Source organism: Actinomadura rubrobrunea NBRC 15275, assembly GCF_001552235.1.
Lineage (GTDB): Bacteria > Actinomycetota > Actinomycetes > Streptosporangiales > Streptosporangiaceae > Spirillospora > Spirillospora viridilutea.
On the sequence record NZ_BCQU01000035.1, the window covers coordinates 14,641 to 34,273 of the forward strand.

19 protein-coding genes, 1 tRNA gene and 1 CRISPR repeat array are annotated in these 19,633 nt (G+C 68.8%); of the genes, 10 read left to right on the forward strand and 10 right to left on the reverse strand.

Features of this window, described 5'->3' with window-relative positions:
* Nucleotides 1-5 precede the first annotated feature (5 nt).
* Both AR3_RS13310 and AR3_RS13315 read right to left on the reverse strand, forming a co-directional pair.
* Nucleotides 6-1,184 carry a saccharopine dehydrogenase family protein gene (locus AR3_RS13310; RefSeq protein WP_067913842.1) on the reverse strand — a complete coding sequence of 393 codons (1,179 nt, stop codon included), beginning with the start codon at nt 1,182-1,184 and terminating at the stop codon, nt 6-8.
* 88 nt (nt 1,185-1,272) lie between these two features.
* Nucleotides 1,273-2,139 carry a LysR substrate-binding domain-containing protein gene (locus AR3_RS13315; RefSeq protein WP_067913845.1) on the reverse strand — a complete coding sequence of 289 codons (867 nt, stop codon included), beginning with the start codon at nt 2,137-2,139 and terminating at the stop codon, nt 1,273-1,275.
* Nucleotides 2,140-2,265: 126 nt separating this feature from the next.
* On the opposite strand from AR3_RS13315, the gene AR3_RS13320 reads away from it, so the two are divergent.
* The 4 genes from AR3_RS13320 to AR3_RS13345 all read left to right on the forward strand — a co-directional run bounded on the left by AR3_RS13320 (nt 2,266) and on the right by AR3_RS13345 (nt 6,402).
* On the forward strand, nt 2,266-3,702 hold the full coding sequence (locus AR3_RS13320; protein ID WP_067913848.1) for a form I ribulose bisphosphate carboxylase large subunit: 1,437 nt from the start codon (nt 2,266-2,268) through the stop codon (nt 3,700-3,702).
* On the forward strand, nt 3,702-4,115 hold the full coding sequence (locus AR3_RS13325) for a ribulose bisphosphate carboxylase small subunit (RefSeq protein ID WP_067913851.1): 414 nt from the start codon (nt 3,702-3,704) through the stop codon (nt 4,113-4,115). The genes AR3_RS13320 and AR3_RS13325 overlap by 1 nt, the downstream gene beginning before the upstream one ends.
* 1,235 nt (nt 4,116-5,350) lie before the next feature.
* Complete coding sequence (locus tag AR3_RS13340; protein WP_067913938.1) at nt 5,351-6,259, forward strand: proteasome assembly chaperone family protein; 909 nt, start codon at nt 5,351-5,353, stop codon at nt 6,257-6,259.
* A 71-nt stretch (nt 6,260-6,330) separates the two neighbouring features.
* Nucleotides 6,331-6,402, forward strand: a tRNA-Val gene (locus AR3_RS13345).
* Nucleotides 6,403-6,768: 366 nt separating this feature from the next.
* A CRISPR array of direct repeats spans nt 6,769-7,277; the repeat unit is 27 nt; unit sequence GTTGCGATCCCTCTAGGGGTGATGAGC.
* A 475-nt stretch (nt 7,278-7,752) separates the two neighbouring features.
* On the opposite strand, the gene AR3_RS30520 is transcribed toward AR3_RS13345, so the two are convergent.
* Nucleotides 7,753-8,136 (reverse strand): hypothetical protein, encoded by a 384-nt coding sequence (locus AR3_RS30520; RefSeq protein WP_146150224.1) that lies wholly within the window; start codon nt 8,134-8,136, stop codon nt 7,753-7,755.
* A gap of 417 nt (nt 8,137-8,553) precedes the next feature.
* On the opposite strand from AR3_RS30520, the gene AR3_RS30525 reads away from it, so the two are divergent.
* A complete protein-coding gene (locus AR3_RS30525; RefSeq protein WP_146150223.1) occupies nt 8,554-9,789 on the forward strand; it encodes an NsdA family TPR-like regulatory protein in 1,236 nt (411 codons plus the stop codon).
* Here AR3_RS30525 and AR3_RS29605 read toward each other — a convergent pair.
* Nucleotides 9,770-10,333 carry an NUDIX hydrolase gene (locus AR3_RS29605; protein WP_083951460.1) on the reverse strand — a complete coding sequence of 188 codons (564 nt, stop codon included), beginning with the start codon at nt 10,331-10,333 and terminating at the stop codon, nt 9,770-9,772. The genes AR3_RS30525 and AR3_RS29605 overlap by 20 nt on opposite strands.
* Before the next feature lie 286 nt (nt 10,334-10,619).
* On the opposite strand from AR3_RS29605, the gene AR3_RS13365 reads away from it, so the two are divergent.
* Nucleotides 10,620-11,327 carry an HAD family hydrolase gene (locus AR3_RS13365; RefSeq protein ID WP_169803827.1) on the forward strand — a complete coding sequence of 236 codons (708 nt, stop codon included), beginning with the start codon at nt 10,620-10,622 and terminating at the stop codon, nt 11,325-11,327.
* Nucleotides 11,328-11,590: 263 nt separating this feature from the next.
* Nucleotides 11,591-12,628, forward strand: a complete 1,038-nt coding sequence (locus AR3_RS30530) for a hypothetical protein (RefSeq protein WP_146150222.1) — start codon at nt 11,591-11,593, stop codon at nt 12,626-12,628.
* A gap of 11 nt (nt 12,629-12,639) precedes the next feature.
* On the opposite strand, the gene AR3_RS30535 is transcribed toward AR3_RS30530, so the two are convergent.
* Nucleotides 12,640-13,293: a hypothetical protein gene (locus AR3_RS30535; RefSeq protein WP_146150221.1), complete on the reverse strand. Its 654-nt coding sequence runs from the start codon at nt 13,291-13,293 to the stop codon at nt 12,640-12,642.
* 345 nt (nt 13,294-13,638) lie between these two features.
* On the opposite strand from AR3_RS30535, the gene AR3_RS13375 reads away from it, so the two are divergent.
* The gene (locus AR3_RS13375) at nt 13,639-13,902 is read left to right on the forward strand and encodes a hypothetical protein (RefSeq protein WP_067913871.1); all 264 of its coding nucleotides are present in this window, start codon (nt 13,639-13,641) and stop codon (nt 13,900-13,902) included.
* Nucleotides 13,903-13,910: 8 nt separating this feature from the next.
* On the opposite strand, the gene AR3_RS13380 is transcribed toward AR3_RS13375, so the two are convergent.
* The 3 genes from AR3_RS13380 to AR3_RS13390 form a co-directional block, all read right to left on the reverse strand.
* Nucleotides 13,911-14,414 (reverse strand): MSMEG_6728 family protein, encoded by a 504-nt coding sequence (locus AR3_RS13380; protein ID WP_067913874.1) that lies wholly within the window; start codon nt 14,412-14,414, stop codon nt 13,911-13,913.
* A gap of 1,017 nt (nt 14,415-15,431) precedes the next feature.
* On the reverse strand, nt 15,432-15,683 hold the full coding sequence (locus tag AR3_RS13385; protein ID WP_067913877.1) for a cell division protein SepF: 252 nt from the start codon (nt 15,681-15,683) through the stop codon (nt 15,432-15,434).
* A 120-nt stretch (nt 15,684-15,803) separates the two neighbouring features.
* A complete protein-coding gene (locus AR3_RS13390; protein ID WP_067913880.1) occupies nt 15,804-16,241 on the reverse strand; it encodes an SPW repeat protein in 438 nt (145 codons plus the stop codon).
* Between the two features lie 436 nt (nt 16,242-16,677).
* Between AR3_RS13390 and glnII the strand changes: the two genes are divergently transcribed.
* The gene (glnII, locus tag AR3_RS13395) at nt 16,678-17,691 is read left to right on the forward strand and encodes a glutamine synthetase (protein ID WP_067913882.1); all 1,014 of its coding nucleotides are present in this window, start codon (nt 16,678-16,680) and stop codon (nt 17,689-17,691) included.
* Nucleotides 17,692-17,803: 112 nt separating this feature from the next.
* Here the strand turns inward: glnII and AR3_RS13400 are convergent, their stop codons facing one another.
* Complete coding sequence (locus AR3_RS13400) at nt 17,804-18,175, reverse strand: DUF2203 domain-containing protein (RefSeq protein ID WP_067913885.1); 372 nt, start codon at nt 18,173-18,175, stop codon at nt 17,804-17,806.
* Nucleotides 18,176-18,350: 175 nt separating this feature from the next.
* Between AR3_RS13400 and AR3_RS13405 the strand changes: the two genes are divergently transcribed.
* Nucleotides 18,351-19,031 carry a DUF6069 family protein gene (locus AR3_RS13405; protein ID WP_067913888.1) on the forward strand — a complete coding sequence of 227 codons (681 nt, stop codon included), beginning with the start codon at nt 18,351-18,353 and terminating at the stop codon, nt 19,029-19,031.
* A 37-nt stretch (nt 19,032-19,068) separates the two neighbouring features.
* Here AR3_RS13405 and AR3_RS13410 read toward each other — a convergent pair whose 3' ends face one another.
* The gene (locus AR3_RS13410; RefSeq protein WP_227023066.1) at nt 19,069-19,524 is read right to left on the reverse strand and encodes a universal stress protein; all 456 of its coding nucleotides are present in this window, start codon (nt 19,522-19,524) and stop codon (nt 19,069-19,071) included.
* Nucleotides 19,525-19,633: the final 109 nt, after the last annotated feature.

Consider the following 19,633-nt stretch of genomic DNA (forward strand, 5'->3'; position numbering starts at 1 on the left):
GCGGGTCAGTCCTCCCGTACGACGCGGAAGGCGATCCCGGCCCGCACGAGCCGGTCGATGAGCGCGTCGCCCATGGCCACGGCGGTGGTGACCTGCCCGCTGGTCCGCGGAAGGTCGTCGTGCGCCAGGCACAGCGCCGACTCGGCGAGCATCTTGGCGGTCTCCTCGTACCCCGGGTCGCCGCCCGACACCTCGGTGACCACGCGCTTGCCGCCGCCCTCCCCGACGAACGTCAGCCGGAACCAGCTGCCGGCGCGGGTCTCGGCGGACGGGCCCTCGCCGGGGGAGCGCAGCCCCAGCAGCAGCTTGCGCGTCGGCGGGAACTGCGCGAGGAGCAGGGCGGCCGTGCTGCCCGCCGCCACGCCCAGGGCGACGGGCAGCCGCCGCACCGCCAGGTACATGCCGAACTCGAAGTCCGGGCCGTAGCGTTCGAGCGCGGCCGCCGACCGGGACACGATGTCCGGGTCGAGGGTCGGCATCGGCAGCGTCCAGCCCCCGCGAAGGCGGGTGCGGGGAGTGAAGCGGCGCGACACGCGCACCAGGCGTCCCGCCGGCCACACCTCCACATGCCGGCGGTCGCGCCGGGCGCGCCACATGCCGAGCAGGTCCGAGGCGACCCCGATGCCCGAGTGCCAGGTGCCGCCGGACGGAGTGATCTTGAGCTGGACGAACTCCTCCACGCGCACCGGCACGCCCTCGGGCAGCCGCTTGACGGTGAAGTACGCGCCCAGGTCGTGCGGGATCGAGTCGAAGCCGCAGGCGTGCACGATGCGGGCGCCGCTGTTGACCGCGTCCTCGTGGTAGCGCACGTACATGCGGTCGACGAAGGTCGGCTCGCCGGTCAGGTCCACGTAGTCGGCGCCCTCGCGGGCGCAGGCCGCCACCAGCGGCTCCCCGTACCGGGCGTACGGGCCCACCGTCGTGATCACCACGCGGGCGGACGCGGCCAGCTCCCGCAGCGACGCCGCGTCGGCGGCGTCGGCGTGCAGCAGCGGCACGTCCTTGGCGGTGGGGACGCGGGCGGCGAGCCGGTCGCGCACCGCCTCCAGGCGGCCGCGGTCGCGGCCCGCGAGCGCCCACCGGGTGTCCGCGGGAGCGTGCTCGGCCAGGTACTCGGCCGTCAGCCCGCCGGTGAACCCGGTGGCGCCGTACAGGACGATGTCGTACCGGCGGTCGGCGGTCATGAGGGCCCCTTCTCGTCTGCCGATTTCCTTCGGGCGATTCTCGGTGGAATCCGATTCTGGCGCGCCGCCGCCCGCCGATCACGGACCGTCAGGCGGGTGTCCAGCCCGGCGCGTCGAGCAGGTGGCGGACGAACAGCCGCGTCGTCGGGGTGACCGTCGTCCCCGCCACGGCGTGCCAGGGGCGGTCCAGCGGCATGCCGGGGGCGTCCACGACCACCAGGCGCCCGTCGGCCAGATGCGCGCCGACGGCGTCCCGCGACACCAGCGCCACCCCCAGGCCCGCCGCCGCCCCGGCGATCACCGCGCCGTTGGAGCCCAGCACCAGGCGCGGCGGGGCGGCGCCGCGTTCGGCCAGGTACGCCTCGGCCGTCGCGCGCGTGCCCGAGCCCGGCTCCCGCATCACCCAGGGCGTGGCGTCCAGCGCGAACCGGGCGGCCACCGCGGGCGACGCCACGACCACCAGCTCGTTGGGACGGCGGGCCAGGACGGTCGCGTCCACGCCCGCGGGCGGGCGCCCGGCCAGGACCAGGTCGGCCCGGTACGCGGCGAGACTGCCCCACACCTGGCGGCTCGGCCCCACCTCGAGGGCCACGTCCACGTCCGGCAGGCGCTCGCGGAACGAGGCCAGCAGCTCCGGAAGGAGCTGGTCGGCGGCGGTTGTCACGGCGGCCAGCCGCAGCGAGCCGCGGGCCGGGTCGGCCGCGCTGCGGGCCGCGGCCCGTCCCCCCTCCAGCAGGCCGAGCACCCGCCGGGCGTAGCCGGCGTAGGCGGCGCCCGCCGGGGTCAACCGCAGGCCCCGTCCGTCCCGCTCCACCAGCGGCACCCCCACGTCCCGCGACAGCGCCGCGACCGCCGCCGACACCGCCGACTCGGTCACGTACAGCCGCTGCGCCGCCGCCCGCACCGACCCGGTGTCCGCCACCGCCACGAACGACCGCAGCCGCGCCTCCGTCATCCCGCCGCCTCCCGAAGGTTCAAGCGATCGGTTAAGAGTGGTCGCAGAAGACTTGATGGACATTGCAAGTATGGGCGGGGCAGGCTCGAAACGTCCACGAAACCGACACCACGGACGGAGCGGGCCATGAGCAGCGCGAGCAGATGGTCGGCGGGCGTGATCCCGTACGCCGAGATGGGCTACTGGCGGCCCGACTACGAGCCCAAGGACACCGACGTGCTGGCGGCGTTCCGGATCACCCCCCAGCCCGGCGTGCCGCCCGAAGAGGCGGGCGCCGCCGTCGCGGGCGAGTCGTCCACCGCCACCTGGACCGTCGTGTGGACCGACCGGCTCACCAGCTACGACCGCTACCAGGGCAAGTGCTACCGGGTGGACGCGGTCCCCGGCCGCGAGGGCGAGTTCATCGCCCGCGTCGCCTACGACCTCGACCTGTTCGAGGAGGGGTCGATCGCCAACCTGACCAGCTCCATCATCGGCAACGTCTTCGGGTTCAAGGCGCTGAAGGCGCTGCGGCTGGAGGACATGCGCCTCCCCACGCACTACATCAAGACGTTCCAGGGACCCCCGCACGGCATCGTCATGGAGCGCGAGTACCTGGGCAAGTTCGGCCGCCCCCTGCTCGGCGCCACCGTCAAGCCGAAACTCGGCCTGTCGGCCCGCAACTACGGGCGGGTCGTGTACGAGGCGCTGCGCGGCGGCCTGGACTTCACCAAGGACGACGAGAACATCAACTCCCAGCCGTTCATGCGCTGGCGCGACCGGTTCCTGTTCTGCATGGAGGCCGTCGACCGGGCGCAGGCCGCGACCGGCGAGGTCAAGGGCCACTACATGAACGTGACCGCGGCGACCATGGAGGACATGTACGAGCGGGCCGAGTTCGCCCGCGACATCGGCAGCGTCATCATCATGATCGACCTGACCGTCGGGTACACCGCCATCCAGTCGATGGCGAAGTGGGCGCGCCGCAACGGCGTCCTGCTGCACCTGCACCGCGCCGGGCACTCCACGTACACGCGGCAGAAGACGCACGGCGTCAGCTTCCGCGTCATCGCCAAGTGGATGCGGCTGGCCGGGGTCGACCACCTCCACGCCGGCACGGTCGTCGGGAAGCTGGAGGGCGACCCGGGCAGCGTCGCCGGTTTCTACGACACGCTGCGTCTGGACCGCGTCGCCGCCGACCCGCGCAAGGGCCTGTACTTCGACCAGGACTGGGCGTCCCTGCCCGGGACGATGCCGGTCGCGTCCGGCGGCATCCACGCCGGGCAGATGCACCAGCTCCTGCACCACCTCGGCGAGGACGTCGTCCTGCAGTTCGGCGGCGGCACCATCGGCCACCCCATGGGCATCGCCGCCGGCGCCACCGCCAACCGCGTCGCCCTGGAAGCCATGATCAAGGCGCGCAACGAGGGCCGCGACGTCCTCGCCGAGGGCCCCGACATCCTGCGCGCCGCCGCCCGGCACAGCCGCGAGCTGGACGTGGCCCTGTCCACCTGGGGCGACGTGTCGTTCGCGTTCGAATCCACCGACACTCCCGACGTCCTCGAGACCCCTGTGAGCATCTGATGCGCGTCACCCAAGGAGCCTTCTCCTACCTGCCCGACCTCACCGACGACGAGATCGCCGCGCAGGTCGCCTACGCCCTCGACCGCGGCTGGCCCTGCTCGATCGAGTTCACCGACGACCCGCACCCGCGCAACACCTACTGGGAGATGTGGGGCCTGCCGATGTTCGACCTCACCGACCCGGCGGGCGTCGTGGACGCGGTCAACGAATGCCGCAGGGCGCACCCGGACAGCTACATCCGCGTGAACGCCTACGACGCGAGCTACGGACGGCAGACCACGGCGCTGTCGTTCATCGTGCACCGTCCCGCCCACGAGCCCGGCTTCCGCATCGACCGCGAGGAGCTCAGCGGCCGACGGGTGCGCGCCCGTCTGCACCCCTACGCCCTCGACCGGCCCCGCAAGGCCGGTTGAGCCAGGGGCTCGGATTCGGCATGCCGCCGGCCGAGAACGGTTCCCCGGCGAAACCAACGCCGCCGGGCGCCGGGGAACCGTCCCCTCCGGCCGACGCCTGCGAGCCGCTGCCGCCGAGGTCCCGTCGACCTCGCCGCCGTGAAGGACCGCCTCCGCGAGATCGCGGCATGTGGTCGCAACGTCGTCACCTCTCGAGTCTGAGGACGAGGAGGACGACGGCGCGGACGGCCCCAGACGAGCCTGACAAGGACGAAGCGGACAGGGACGGGGCGGACGGGGACGGGTGAGGAGGACGGGCGGCCGTAGGATGCGCGGCGTTCGAGCATGGACACCGCCACCAGGAAGGCCTCGGCGGGAAAGGCCGCCGTGTTCACACCCCCAAGCGGGTGATTCGGAATCGGCACCGACACCCGCGCCAACCTTGCACATGTGCTTGGCCGGAAGTCCCGGCGCCGGGGGGACATGGCGACCGCGGCCGCCGTGTGCGCCCGGCCGTTGGCCACGGCGGCGCGGCGTTCAAGCATGGAGACCGCCACCCGAAAGGCCGCGGCCGAAGTGGTCGCCGTGTTCACACCCCCAAGCGGGCGATTCGGTATCGCCGACCTGCACATGTGCTTCACCAGAGGTCCCGGCACCGGCGAGTCCACGGTCGCCGTGCGCCTTGCCGAGCTGCTGCACAGGTCCGCCGCGCCCACTTCGTCGGCCAGTAGGGCGGTCACACCGCCGTGTTGAAACGCGCCACGGGCGGGCGTGCTGTTCATCGACGAGGCATAACACCTCTACCGCGCAGAGAACGAACGCCCTACGACCAGGAGGCCAATCGAGATCCTCCTCCAGGTGATGGAGAACCGGCGCGACGACGTCGTCCCTGTCGGCTGCAAGGACCGCATGGACTCCTCCATCGCCTCCGACCCGGGCATGAACTCAGTCCACTCGACTTCCCCGACCACACGCCCCGCGAGCCAGAGACGGTCGGCCGCCTCTAGTTGGAACATCGACGCCGTGCTCGTCTGCCGTGACCGCCTTGAAGGCAACGCGCCCAGCGATGCCATCGAACGCTCCCGACCGCACCGCGCGGGGCGCCTCGTCGCCGCGGGACGCGACGACCTGACCACGCTGCGTCGAGAAGACTTCCCACCCGTCCGCGCCGTCTCGCGCGAGAATGATCACGTAAGGAGAGCGCTCCACCATGTCCTAGTGTTGAGTGCGTCGGCATAAGGAATGTGGGGGAGACGGTGCGCAACCCTGAGGATCTGTACGAGCTGGACACCGACCTGCCGGAGCTGTCCGAACCGGTGCTGCTGCACAGCCTCGACGGCTTCGTCGACGCCGGGTCCACCGGGCAGCTCCTGCGCGAGCACCTCCTCGACGCGCTGGAGCACCGCGTCATCGCGCGCTTCGACGTGGACTCCCTGCTGGACTACCGGGCCCGCCGCCCGATGATGATCTACGACCGCGACCACTGGGCCTCCTACGACGCCCCCGAACTGGTCGTCCGCCTGCTGCGCGACGAGGTCGGCACTCCCTTCCTCCTGCTCAGCGGCCCCGAGCCGGACCGGCTCTGGGAGGGCTTCACCGCCTCCGTCCGCCACCTGGTCGAACGCCTCGGCGTCCGGCTGACCGTCGGCTTCCACGGCATCCCCATGGGCGTGCCGCACACCCGCCCGATCGGGCTGACCTCGCACGCCACCCGTCCCGAGCTGATCTCCCGGACGTCCTGGTTCGACAAGGTCCAGGTGCCCGGCAGCGCCGCGAGTCTGCTCGAGCTGCGCCTGGGGGAGGCCGGCCACGACGCGGTCGGCTTCGCCGTCCACGTCCCCCACTACCTCGCCCAGGCCGCCTACCCGGCCGCGGCCGTCGCCGCCCTGGACGCCGTCGTCGGCGTCACCGGCCTGGTCCTGCCCTCCGACCGCCTCCGCGAGGCCGCCGCCAAGACCGACGCCGAGATCGCCCAGCAGGTCGCCGGCAACGAGGAGGTCGAGAAGGTCGTCCGCGCCCTGGAACAGCAGTACGACGCCTTCGCCGGCGCGGCCGACCGCCAGAGCCTGCTCGCCGAGACCCAGGACATGCCCACCGCCGACGAGATCGCCGCGCAGTTCGAACGCTTCCTCGCCGAGCAGGACCGCCCCGACTCGCAACCCTGATATTCGTTTCGCGATCGCCCCCTCCGACCGGGTACGCTTGCCCGGTCACCGGGTTCACCCCCGACCCTTCCGGGCGCATAGCTCAGTGGTAGAGCACTCGCCTTACAAGCGAGGAGTCGCAAGTTCGATCCTTGCTGCGCCCACCCAGCTCAGGGCCGTGATCATCAATCGATGATCACGGCCCTTCGACTGCTGAGCGACTAACCGAGTGACTGAGCCCCCTCGTCCCGAGCGCCATCGGTAGAGATTCGGTCCACCTCCGTACCCCTTTCCTGCACGACCGTCTCGACCCTGCACACTCCGCAGCCATTCTGCGACCCCCTGCCGGTCTGCCCCCGTTGAAGTTGGTGCACCGGTTTCATGATCACGCTGTCGCAGCCGGCCGACTGGTGCTGAGAGGCCGCTTGGACACTGTCACGCCCCACCCGGATGGCGCAGGCGGCCACTCCCTCTAGGGGTGACGAGCGACGAGTTCGACGGCGTAGTCCATTGCGTTGGCCAGCAACATTGTTGCGATCCCTCTAGGGGTGATGAGCGACAAGGAGGTCGACGAATGGATGCGGACCCGGCGGAGCAAGTTGCGATCCCTCTAGGGGTGATGAGCTACCTGGCCGCCGCGCGGCAGCTCGGTGAGCCAGTCGACCCGTTGCGATCCCTCTAGGGGTGATGAGCGACCGGGTGCACATCGACGGTGACCAGCCCGATCGGGTGTCCGGGTTGCGATCCCTCTAAGGGTGATGAGCGACCTGGGCGGCCCTCTTCCTCCCCATCGCCGTCATCGTCTGGTTGCGATCCCTCTAGGGGTGATGAGCGACGATTAACAGGGTTGCGCTGTTCACCATCACGAACGGCGTTGCGATCCCTCTAGGGGTGATGAGCGACGGCCGGCGGCGTCGGCGATGTCGTCATCGAACGTGACCGGTTGCGATCCCTCTAGGGGTGATGAGCGACCTGGCGCTCCGGAAGGTGTTTGAGTGGGACCGGGAGCTGTGTTGCGATCCCTCTAGGGGTGATGAGCGACCCGAGGGTAAAGTCCCAGGTCACGTCGCCGAAACGAGCTTGTTTCGTGGTCGATTTTGCAGCGGTCCGGCGGTTGTGCAACTCCGCAGGTCAGCGTGGTGATCGCAGTAACCGTGTCGATCAATCCTCCCGCGCTTGGTACGTACGAAGGTGCCCCAGCCCCGAGCGCGACACCGGACACGCCACGTCACGCCGACATGCCCCGGCGCATATTCTGCGCCGTCGACGGTGACCGCACCAGCCTCGCGCCGCGGGGCCACGGCCAGATGGCCCGCCGCCGAATCGCTTCCCGCAGTTCCGCCGGATCGACAGCCTCCACCAGCCGCCACCCGGTCCCTAGCGGGACTATCGCCCACCATGTGCGTGTCGCCGGCCCGAACCATGCGGTGACCTCTGGAAACTCCTGTTCGATTTGCGCAGCCGCCTGCTGCCTGTGCAAGTTCGCATGGGGCGGTGCCAACCACCCCGCACGCTCACCGTGCATTACGCACCCCGTCCCGCCCGGCCGCGTCCCCGGAGTGCACCGCCAGAACCTTCGCGATGCGATCGGCCGCTGTCTCGACAGCGACCGCCGGACACAACGGCTCCAAGTCAGGAGGGGACTGCCGCGTCGGCCCCGCCCACGCCCAGTACCACCACAGCGCATCGTCATCGGGGTTGCGCCGGCACCGGACCTCCTGGCGCAGGCCCGGACTCACTAGCCCTCGCGGATTTCCACCGTCAGGTTCACCAGCCGGATTCCACACCAGCACCGCACCATCCCGGTACGTCTGGCTGACCAGGCCACGCGCTTGCAGCTCCTCCACCAGCGCCGTGACCAGCTCGACCACCGCCCGATGCCCCGTTGCATCATTCATGGCTCCGTCTCCCTGGCTTGGAAGCGGGACCGGCGACGCCGGGACACGACCGCCCATTCGGCGCAGAGGGGGGAACGCTGCGCATTGGCTGCGCTTGCACCGCGCCGCCGGTCCCGCAGCTCTTCACGCCGCCTCAGCCCGCGCGGAAGGGGCGCACCTCTCGCAGGGGACCCGCTGACGCTCAGGCCACAGCCCCGCATCCGACGGTCTGAACAGCAGGCGCAGCCGGAAGGACACCCACTTCCACCCACGCCCACCGCAGGCGTCACAGATCTTCACCGTCTGATGTTTCATGCCATCAAAAGTCTCGCCAGCAGGTCTGTCCCTCCCATTCCTCGGAGAGATTCCCCGGCGATATCCCTTGATGGGATATAGGGTCAGCGGTGACGGCACCGCACGACACAAAAGGGACCAGAGATGTCGGAACGGGCATCAGATCCGATCATCATTCCTGATTCGCTGTGGCGACGGCCAGAGATGACTGAGGCCCTGAAGGCTCGCGACGTCGGTTGGCTGTTTCGCCTGCTCCGCCAGTACGCGGGAGCCAGCCAAACCAAGATCGCGATCATGTGTGGCCTGGCCCAGGGCAAGGTCAGTCAAATCATGAAGCCCGGCGGAAGCAAGGTGACGGCCTTCGAGGTCATCGAGCGCATAGCCGATGGTCTCGACATGCCGGACCATGCCCGAATCAACTTCGGCCTTGCGCCACGCCGTCGGAAGCCCGACGTCCCAGCGGCAAGCCCGGCTCCCGAGGATCGTGCCGCGCTGATAGAGCGACTGTGCACCGCGAAGGCGGTCGATGCGGAAGTGATCGCCGTTCTCCGGAACGAAACCGAGAACATCCGGCTCCTTGATCGCCGTCTGGGCAACGTTGCCGCCGCCGAAAGAATGAAAGCTCATATCAGGCAATTGGAGACGACGCTCCGGTACAGCTTGCCGGGCAAAGTGCGCCGATGCCTTGCCTGCATACTCGCCGACTCTTCCGCTCTGGCTGGATGGCAAGCCGTCGACGCGGGCAACCCTGCCGCCGCGTGGGACCATTTCGAACGAGCCAAACATGCCGCCCGTGAAGCCGAAGACTGTGCACTTCTGGCGTTTGCGCAGGGAGAACAGGCTTATGTCCTGTTCGACCTTGAGCAGTATGTCGACGCTCGTGAACTTGTGTCGGACGCCTACGCGAATTACAGTAAGTTCATTCCTGCCCGTCTAAGGGCGTGGCTCAAGATGGTCGAAGCTGAGATAGTGGCGGGTTGTGCGCTCCCAGGTCGCAGAGACGAGGAGTTGTGTCGCAAATCTATCGATAAGGCAATGCGTCTGCTGCCCGTCGGGGACGGTGATGCTGATCTGCCGTTCGTTGTGCTCAATGCAGCACACCTGGCCCGATGGCGTGGAAACTGTCTTGTTCACTTCGGGGACGCCGAAGCCATCGATGATCTCAAGAGTGCATTCTCCGCCATGGAACCGGGTGTATACGCCCGAGCGGAGGCAGGTCTTCGGTGCGACCTGGCAAGCGCCCTGTTCGCTCAAGGTGAGATCGTCGAGGCGCGAACGGAGATCGACGCTGCCGCCCAACTTGCGAAACGCGCAGGTTCGGTACGCCAACAGCGTCGAATCGATCAACTTGCCGCACGGGTCACGCTGACCGTCCTTTGAGGCCTGCAAGTACATGAAGGACGGCGACGAGAGTTCCCGAGTTCCAAATCTCGCCGCGAGCGATAAGCTTGGGGATCTCGGCGAGTGGGATCCACTGCAAGCGCTGAGCCTCGGTCAGCTCGGTCGGTTCACCGATGCGGTCAGCGCCCCGAGCGAGAAAGACGTGGTGCTCAGAGTCAACCATTCCGACCATCGGCTGAAAGCTGACGAGATGTTCGAGTGACCGCGGTCGTAGGCCGGTTTCCTCTTCAAGCTCACGAGCCGCTGCCACGGCAGGGTCCTCGCCCGGATCGACCAGTCCGCCGGGAAGCTCCCAACCCCAGCGGTCTGTCACGAACCGGTGTCGCCACATCATGAGAATGCGGTTCTTGTCATCCAGGATGGCAGTCATAGCCGCAGGAAGCAGATGCGCCACATGGTGTTCGAATCGCTGACCGTCCGGAAGTTCGACGTCAACGAGCGTTAGCCGGATCCATCGGTTGTCGTAGATGGTTCTTTCGCCGTGCCTGATCCAACGCTTCGAGGTCTCATCGCGCTCCGTCACGCGAGCAACGTTAGCCGGTCACAGGATTACGTAGGTAGGTCGGTCTGCGCGGCAGGATCTTGCTGAATTCCGCTCTTGGGATGAGGATGCCGGTGTTTGTGTCGCCGCACCGGCCCCGCGCTCCCGCCGCCCGGAGCGTGGATGATGATGAGGCGGCTTGAACCCGTCATGGACGCTTTACGTCACTTCGTGATGGCCTCGTTCGCGCTGCACCGGAAGGATGGATTGGAGGGACGGCGACCGTCCGGACCAGTGTGTGACCGCGACACCAGGAGGACACGAACACGTGGCCGAGCCAGTGCGCAAGCTCGTTCTGTGGGACATCGATCACATGCTGATTGAGACCGGCGGAGTCGGGAGTGAGGTGTTCAAGGATGCCTTCGAGCAGGTCACCGGCCGAAAGATCAACGAGATGGCCGAGGTGACCGGCCGCACCGAACAGGTCATTTTTCGTGAGACCTTGGACATGTACGGCATCGAGGACCCTGGCGGCTACTTCCCCAGGTTCGTCGAGGTTCAGTCCGCCGGCTACCGCGCCCGAGCCGACGACATGCGCCGACGAGGACGAGTCCTTCCTGGTGCTCGCGAAGTGCTCGCAGCACTCGCCGAACTTCCTGGCATCACGCAGACCGTCTTGACCGGAAACCCGCATCCGTCAGCAGTTGAGAAGCTGCGTGCCTTCGAAGTTGACGACAAGCTCGATCTGAACATTGGCGCCTATGGGACCGACGATCCGGCGCGCCCGAACCTGGTTGGTATCGCACGTCAGCGTGCCAGCCAGCGCTACGGCGTCACGTTCGCCCCAGAGAGGACGGTCATCATCGGCGACACCGTCAGCGACGTGGACGCTGCTCTGACGGGCGGAGCCCAAGTCATCGCGGTCGCCTCTGACCGCACGACCGCCGATGAGCTCCGCGATGCAGGGGCCGCCATCGTGTTCCCCGACCTCACCGACACCGCGGCCATCGTCCACGCCATTACGGCCATGCGCTAACCCGCCTCTACGCTAGTGATCATTCCCGAATTCCGCCCCTTGGGATCAAGAGCGGTGGCGAGCAGCTGGGGTTAGTGAAGTGTTGACGTACGGTGACGGCCATATGTGATTGATCTACTTACTTTGGTGGTATCTGAGGGTTGGTCGGCCTTGTAGAGGTCGCCAGTTGTGCGGGTCCTTTCCCCAGGAGGCCCGTGATGGGCTCTGATCCAGGTCCTGGAACAGCGACGTCGACAAGGTGGCCAGGCCGCCGTACCGGGCCGTTGACTGATGGCCTGTTCGTTCAGGCGAGCACCAAGGACCTGCCTGATGTAGCGGAACTGTCGGGCCGTGAGGGATCGGGGCTGGTGTTGACAGGCCCCGATGCTTTGGACGGTGCTCTAGCGGCCCTAGAGCACTACAAGATCGCGCGGCCTGTGCTGGTGGATCGGCGTCGATACGCCACCGATAAGCGTGTTCGGGGGACTGAACCGTTCTGCCAGAGGTGGCTGAGAAAGCAGCGGCAGCTCGGTACCGCGGCGGTGCTCACCGATTCTGGATACATCGGTCAGGGAGACCTGGCGGCGCTGACCGCAGTGCTGGGACAGACCGCTCGCTACATCGACCGGGAGGGGACGCCCGCCGGTGGAGTGTGGGCGGTGCTGCCCCTCCATCGCCGATGGCTGCGTGAGGACCGCTCGTTGTTGATCGCGCAGATCAAGGCCTACGGCGTCCCGGTTGCGCTCGTACTCGAACACGAGGCCGACCCACTGGGAACGCGAGTGGCGGTCGAGGGACTGGTGGAAGTGCTGGACGGACCGGTTCCCACCGCGCTGCTGTCGACCGATGTATCTGCGTTGGGGGCATTGGCCTACGGTGCGGTGTGGACAGCGGTCGGGATGCGCAGTAGCTTGCGGCATCTGTATCCCGTCACACCCTTCAAGCGGCATGGCAGTCCCAGTGCGCTGCTCGATCCCGTGCTGACCATCACCTCGATAGCAAAAATCCTCCGAGTCTACGCAGATGCCTCTGATGAGCTGATATGGCGCTGCCCCTGCCCGGTCTGCGAGGGCCGCGAATTGGCCTGGCTGGGGACTATTCCTCCGGGCATGGTCGCAGCTGAGGCGGGCCGACACACGCTCGCAGCGCTACTCGAGCGACGAGAAGAGCTTGCTTGGCTGTCCCCAGGTGAGCGACGCCGAATCTGGTGGCATTTCAGATGCAGCGATGCACTCTGGTTGTACGACGCTCTCGGTTTGGTTGACCGCTATCAATGGCAGAAGCCCGGATTCCTCAAGAGCTGGCTGGCTCTGCACCCGTGAATCTGGCCTAGTCAGGGCGTCGCTGATCTGCAGGTGGTAGGGGCGGATTGCATGAACGCGCCATAGACAACCTCTTCGACCAGCCGGTGCACCCAGGTGCGATGTGTCGGACGCTGGAGGTCGGGATGGTGCACTATCGCCAATCGGCAGGTCCTGCGCTGCTCGTGTTGCACTTCCTCGTCGAATGTCAGGTCGGCAGTCGCTGCATGAAAAGGAGCAGGATCGTGGGCGATCACGCCAAAGCCGTGCACCAAGGCCACCATCGCCAGTCGTGAGGAGCAAGCCTGCGCGGCTGGGACCACTGCTGCCCGGGGTCCAAAGGCTACGAACCCACCCAGCGGCCGCAATGCTGATTGCCACCGTTGTGCTGCGGCCAAAGCCCCTGCCACCCGTACAGGTGCGGGACGAGCGGCGAATTCGGGATTTTCGGCGAGGAGGCACCGCAGCAACAACGGGTCCACCACTGGGGGACGGCTTTCGGCGACACGGCGGTTGTGCTCGGCGACGTCCAGCTCCCCGACCACATGCACGCGCAGGTCCAGCACCTTGACCTCGATGAGGCGACCATGCCAACCCAGCAGCCTCGCGGCCCCCTCGAGAAGGCGTTGACGCTGCCACTGCTTGAGGTCGCCGCGGTGTTGTTGATTCAGCTGTGGCGGTGACATCGGCCCTCGAAGATCAGTGCTTCTCTGGTGGTGCGCGGTTCAGTGGTGCACGTTGGTTCTCGGTGACGCCTTGCCACACTCGCAGTGGAGCCGCGATCGCAACAGCGGTCCAGCCGAATCGTTACCGTTTCCGTCGAGTACCCCCGGGCTGGGCACTCCACCCGCCAGAGGAGATCAAGCTGGCCTTGACGGCAGCATGGAACACGTGACGACGGCAGGATTTTGCAGATGAGACGCCGAGCAAGACGGGTGCGGCGTGACACGGCGGCAGCCCATACGCCGTAGGGCCCACGTCTGTAGGCGAGGGTGCTGCCGACTCTGTCCTGTAGGACCTGAGGAGTCTGCATGGCAGACAAGCCCGAGTCCCCGAAGACCATCTTCGTGGAGACGCTTAAACTCCCCGATGGGCGCACCGTGCGCGTGCTCGCGTACGACAACGATGAAATCCGCATTCGCGTCGACCGCTGCCCCTACGTGATCAGCGAGGCGTACCTGAGCGGCGGCCCGAATGACCACGCCATCATCAAGCTGAGCCCCGGCAAGCGAGGCGACATGGTCCGCAGCCAGCAAGAGGACACCTCGACAGCACCTGAGATTTCCCAGTCCTGAGTGGGCGGCTACGGGACGGGTGGGTGCTTGGCCTGCGGGGTTGGGGTTGTGTCGCGGTCGGAGCGGGGCCAGACGTACGGGAGGTCAGCGGGGACGTCGGGGAAGATCGGACCGTAGAACTCGGGGTCCTTGCGGATCAGCGCGGAGCGGTGGCTGAGGTGCAGCGCCGGATCGCCCAGCCAAGGCGGTAGCTGCCCGGACGCGGCCAGCTCCGGCTGAGAGCGCGGATGGTCGGTGCCCTTGGCGGTCAGTAGCTCGGACGTCAGCGTGGCGGCGCAGGTGTCGTTGTGGCCGAGGGCGCACCAGCGGCGGCAGATCTCCAAGCCGTAGCGGACCAGCGCCTCCTCGTACCCCATCCACATCCGCACGACCGGGTGGTGCCGCCACCCGTACCCAGGCACCGTGAGTCCGCGCAGCACCTGGATCACCTCCACGCGCTGCTTGCCGAGCCTGCGCTGATCGAGGACGTGGGCGGTGGCGGCGAAATCCGCGTGTGGAAGGAAGGTCTGCACGGCGCGATTCCTGGGTCTTCGTCCCGCGGCGATGGACGAGGACGTCGCTGACCTTCTCGGCCGTGCCCGTGGCTGAGCAGCCGAAACGTCCAGAGAGCAGGCCCCGCGAACGGCTGCGCTCCCTCTGACCGAGCTCATCGCAAGCCGATGATGCTACGACCGGTCGCTGGCCCGTTGGATTGAATGGCTCCTGGGGACCGGGCTGGACCTCGTGGTCGTGGCCGCGTCCAGCGACTCTGTGCGGGCCGCGCGCTTGGGTGTCTTGAGTCTTGGGCGATTTCGCCCCCCATGAACACGTCGGCCATCTGCCTTGCACGGGCTCTGGCTGACCTTGTCCACGGGGCCGATGTCGCTCGACCGGTCGCTCGCCCGTTGGCTTGAATGGCTCCTGGAGGCCGTGGACGTCGTGGTGGTGACCGTGTCCAGTGCCCCTGGCACGGGGGCGCGCTCTTGGGGGCGTGAGGCTTCGGCGATCTCGATACCCGTGAAAACATTGGCCGTCCGCTTCGCGCAGGCTTTGGGCTGGCCTCATCGGCGTGGCGGATGGCCTGTCGGCTTGAATGGCTCCTGGGGGTGCGAGCCGGCCGTTGTTAACGTCGCCGCGTCCAGCGCCGCTGGAGCGCGGCCGCGTTCTTGAGGGCTTGAGCCTTCGGCGATCTCCACACCATGAGCATCTTGGCCGTCCGCTCTGCGCGAGCTCTCGGTGACCTCATATGGGGCCGCTGGCCTGTCGGCTCGGATGGCTCCGCGGAGGCCTGGCCGGACGTTGTGGTCGTCGGCGTGTCTCAGCGCGGGGCCGTGCCAGGCCGTCCTCGACATCCCATCCCCGCCGCCGACGACCACCCCACACCCCCACACCGGACCTCGCCCAGCCATCACCACCCTGCACCGCGGCCGGACCCGCCGCGGCCTGCTCTTGGATTGGGGTTAGCGGATGCTGGGGGGCCGCGTGGGGGCGGGGCCAGGGAGCGTGACACGGACGGGTCCGGTCAAGCGGAGCGGGTGTTCTTGGCGTGGTCAGGCGGATGGGGCGGGGATGACGGTGGGCTTGGGCTGGCCTGCGGGGACGAGCAGGAAGACCTTCGGGCTCAAACGTTCCATGTCGCCGCGACGGCCGAAGACCAGGCCCGCGGCGAAGTCGACGAACCGGCGTGCCACGTCGTCGGGCAGCTCGGTCAGATCCATCACGACCGGGATGCGCTTGTTGCGGAAGAAGTGTCCGACGTACAGGGCCTCGTTGTAGTCGCGGGGGCGCAGGGTCTTGACCATCACCCCGTCAGTCTCGCCGAGCGGGTGCGGACGTCAAGTGGCCCCGTCCCCGGGCAGCGGGGGCGGGGCCTTTCGCGGTCCCCGCCGCGGTGTGCGGGCGAGGCCGCGAGCTGCGGAAGGTCACCTCCGGCGCATCGCCATGGCGCGGGTGCCCGCGAGGCCCAGGGTGGCCAGGCCCAGGACGAGGATGATCGCCCCAACCACGACGTTGCTGACGATCGTCCCGGTCGTCTCCATGCCGCCGGCGATCACCCACGGCGAGATGATCGTCCATATGCCGATGACGGGCGCGATCCAGGCGATGCCGTACGTGCGGCCGAACGCCAGGGCGAAGCCCAGTCCCAGCCCCGCGACGGCGAGGCCGGTGATCAGGTTGTTCACCGTGATCGGGCCCAGGTAGTTGAACCCCACGATCCATGGAGAGAGCGCCAGGTAGAGCCCGGCGAGCACGGTGAGCCCGTCCAGGGCCTGGGCGGTGGGACTCGCCGCGGCGAGCTCGTACCGCGTGCGCAACTCGGCTATGTCGGGATGCCGCTCGATGTCTGCCGGGTGCGTCATCTCATGCACACCACCTTCCGGTGCCTGGGACGAGACGATCTCGCCCTGGCTCGCCCCCCGTTGGCCGGGAGCCCCCGTTTACAGGAGGACGAGTCCTCCCTGCATCCTTCTCTTCACGGTAGCCCCGTCCGACCGACCGGTAAGGGTGGCGGCGGCATCCTTGTCGATGGGTTTGCCCATGTCATGGGGCTTTGTTGGGGTTCGGTCGGGACCATGCGGGGTGTCGCGCGGACGCGACCTCGCCTTGTCGGGCGAGCGGCGGCGGTGGCCGTTTTGGGGACGTCAGGGGCGTCCCAAACAGGGGTCGGGTGGGATCGCGGCTGGTCAAAGGGCTGGTTAACACGGCGTTCACATACGGGCAACAGGTCCGAAATCGGGCGTTGTCAGCCTGCTTGGGGTCGAAACCGCCGGCCCGGCACGACGAAGGGATCGCACCTTGACCTACAAGGCCGAGTACATCTGGATCGACGGCACCGAGCCGACCGCTCGGCTGCGTTCGAAGACCAAGATCCTCCCCGACGGCGCCGACCTGCCGGACTGGGGTTTCGACGGGTCCAGCACCAACCAGGCGCCCGGCAAGAACTCGGACTGCGTGCTCAAGCCGGTGTTCTCCTGCCCCGACCCGCTGCGCGGCGGCGACCACAAGCTGGTGCTGTGCGAGGTGTACGTGCCCGACGGCACCCCGCACCCGAGCAACAACCGCGCCAAGCTGCTGCCCGTCGCGGAGAAGTGGGCCGCCCAGGAGCCGTGGTTCGGCATGGAGCAGGAGTACACCTTCTTCAAGGACGGCCGTCCGCTCGGCTTCCCCGAGCGCGGGTTCCCCGCCCCGCAGGGCTTCTACTACTGCGGCGTCGGCGCCGACGAGGTGTTCGGACGTGAGATCGTCGAGCGGCACATGGACGCCTGCCTGGCCGCCGGGCTGAACATCTCGGGCATCAACGCCGAGGTCATGCCGGGCCAGTGGGAGTTCCAGATCGGCCCCGGCGGGCCGGTCGAGGTCGCCGACCAGATGTGGATGGCGCGCTGGCTGCTGTACCGCATCGCCGAGGACTACGGCGTGGCCGCCACGCTCGCCCCCAAGCCGGTCGCCGGCGACTGGAACGGCGCGGGCGCGCACACCAACTTCTCCACCAAGGCGATGCGCGAAGGCTACGACCCGATCATCACCGCCTGCGAGGCGCTGGGCGCCAAGGCCCAGGAGCACATCGCCGGATACGGCGCGGACATCGAGCGGCGTCTGACCGGCATGCACGAGACCGCCCCGTGGAGCGAGTACAGCTACGGCGTGGCGGACCGGGGCGCCTCGGTGCGCATCCCCTGGCAGGTCGAGGTGGACAAGAAGGGCTACATCGAGGACCGCCGCCCGAACGCCAACTGCGACCCGTACGTGGTGACCCGGCTGATCACGGACACCTGCTGCTCGGCGCTGGAGCGGGCCGGGCAGGTCTGAGCACGACGCCGGCGCGCGCCGCAGGCGCCGCCCCATGAGCAGGGGGTTCCGGGATGCGGGGGGAGTTCCCGGAGCCCCCTCCGTCTTTATCGGCTGTCTTTATCGGCGCTGGTCAGGGGAGGGGGCGGCGGCCCGCGAAGCCGAGCTCGGTGCGGTGGTACCAGGCCAGCTCGGCGTCGCCCTCCAGCCAGCACAGGCGGACCGAGCGGCCGTCCAGGACGGCGGGGAAGTCGATCAGGAAGGGCGCGATGCCCTTGATCTCGATGCCCTGACCGGTGAACCAGGCGATCTGCTCGTCCAGCCGCGCCTCGAGCGCCTTCAGCTCGGCCCTGCCGCCCAGCGGGGACGAGCCCGACGTGCGCAGGTCGTGGGCGAGCTCGGCCAGGTCCGCGCGCAGCTCGACGATCCGCGCGGCGCGTTCGCGCACTTCCGGGATCAGGGCGCGCGCCTGCGCCACGGTGAACTCGCGTACGTCCGGTGTCACTCAGCCCCCGAGGCAGATTCCGTTCCCATTCTCCCGCAGCGAAACGTTACCTCCCGCGCGTCCAAAGGTCCCGGACGGGGATCAAATGACCGCAAAGTGTCGATGCCTGGGGAGTTCGCCGCACGTGGCCGGGTAACACCCGGGCACGTTCGCGTCGGGGACAAGGGGAGGCGCCATGGCCGGGACCCCGTCCGGACGGTTCTCCGGCGACTCGCCCGACGGGGACCGCCACAGGACGGAGCGCTCCGGGCACCGTGCCCAGCATCGGCGACGCGGCGGCGGTGATGGGGCGCCGCCGCGGGCCTGGCAGCGGTCCTTCCGCTGCCAGGCCGGCATCGGACGCTCGGAGTGGTCCGTCGAGACGGCCATGGCCCGCTACCGGCGGTTCGTCGCGCTGCACGAGAGCCTCTCGCTGCCGCCCGAGGTGAACGAACGGCGGCTGTGGGCCGGCGGCGTCGCCGTGACCGCCGCCGCGGCGCTCACGGCGTTCACCGGGGTCCTCGTGCTGCGCGGGCTGCTCGGGTTCGACGTGCCCGTGTTCGGCGGGGGCGGCCAGGCCGTCCCGCAGGCCGCCGTCTACGCGCTGTGCGCGGCGGCCGCGGGGCTGCAGGGCACCGCGCTGCTGAACGTGCTGGCGTCCGTGACCGCCCGCCCGCTGCGCGCCTTCGGCTGGGTCGGCGCGCTGGCCGTGCTGCTGGTGACGGTGCTGCCGCTGACGATGAGCGCGCCGCTGGTCGACGCGCTCGCGACCGCGGTGACCAATCTGGTGGAGGGCTGTCTCATCGTCGGCGCGCTGGCGGTCGCCGGCGCGTGGTCCATGCACTGGCCGCCGAGCCCGACCTGGGCGCCCCGGTGATGGGCGACGGGACGGCGGCGGTCGGGCGCGGGAGGCGTCAGGGGACCACGGTCACCGGCCAGCGGCCGGCGCGGACCAGCCGCACCGCCACCGAGCCGATCAGCCGGTGCCCCGCCTGCTGCGACGCGCCGACGATCACCGCGTCGGCGCGATGCTCGTCGGCGACGCGCGACAGCACCGCGTAGGCGTCGCCCTGCTCGACCAGCAGCTCGTACCGCACCGCGTCCCGGTGCGGCGCCGCCGCCCGCTCCAGCTCCGCGCGCAGCTCGTCGACGATCTCCTCGCTGGCCTGGGACAGCACGGCCGCGCCGCCCGGGGTGAGCGTCGACAGCGACGTCAGCGGGGTGACGTGCACCAGGAGCAGCCGGGCGCCGCTGCGGCGGGCCAGGCCCCAGGCGTAGGAGGCCGCCCGGAGGGACGTCTCCGAGCCGTCCACGCCGGCGACGATCACCTTCGGCCCGTCGGTCCCGTACTCGAAAGGCCCCTCCTGCACCACGTCTCCCAGCCTAGACCTCCGTCGCGGCGCGGCGGCGCCTTCCGCGCGGGCGGGCGTCCGCGTCCGGCCGGGGAAATCCGCGGCGGTTGCAACCGGACGGCGCACG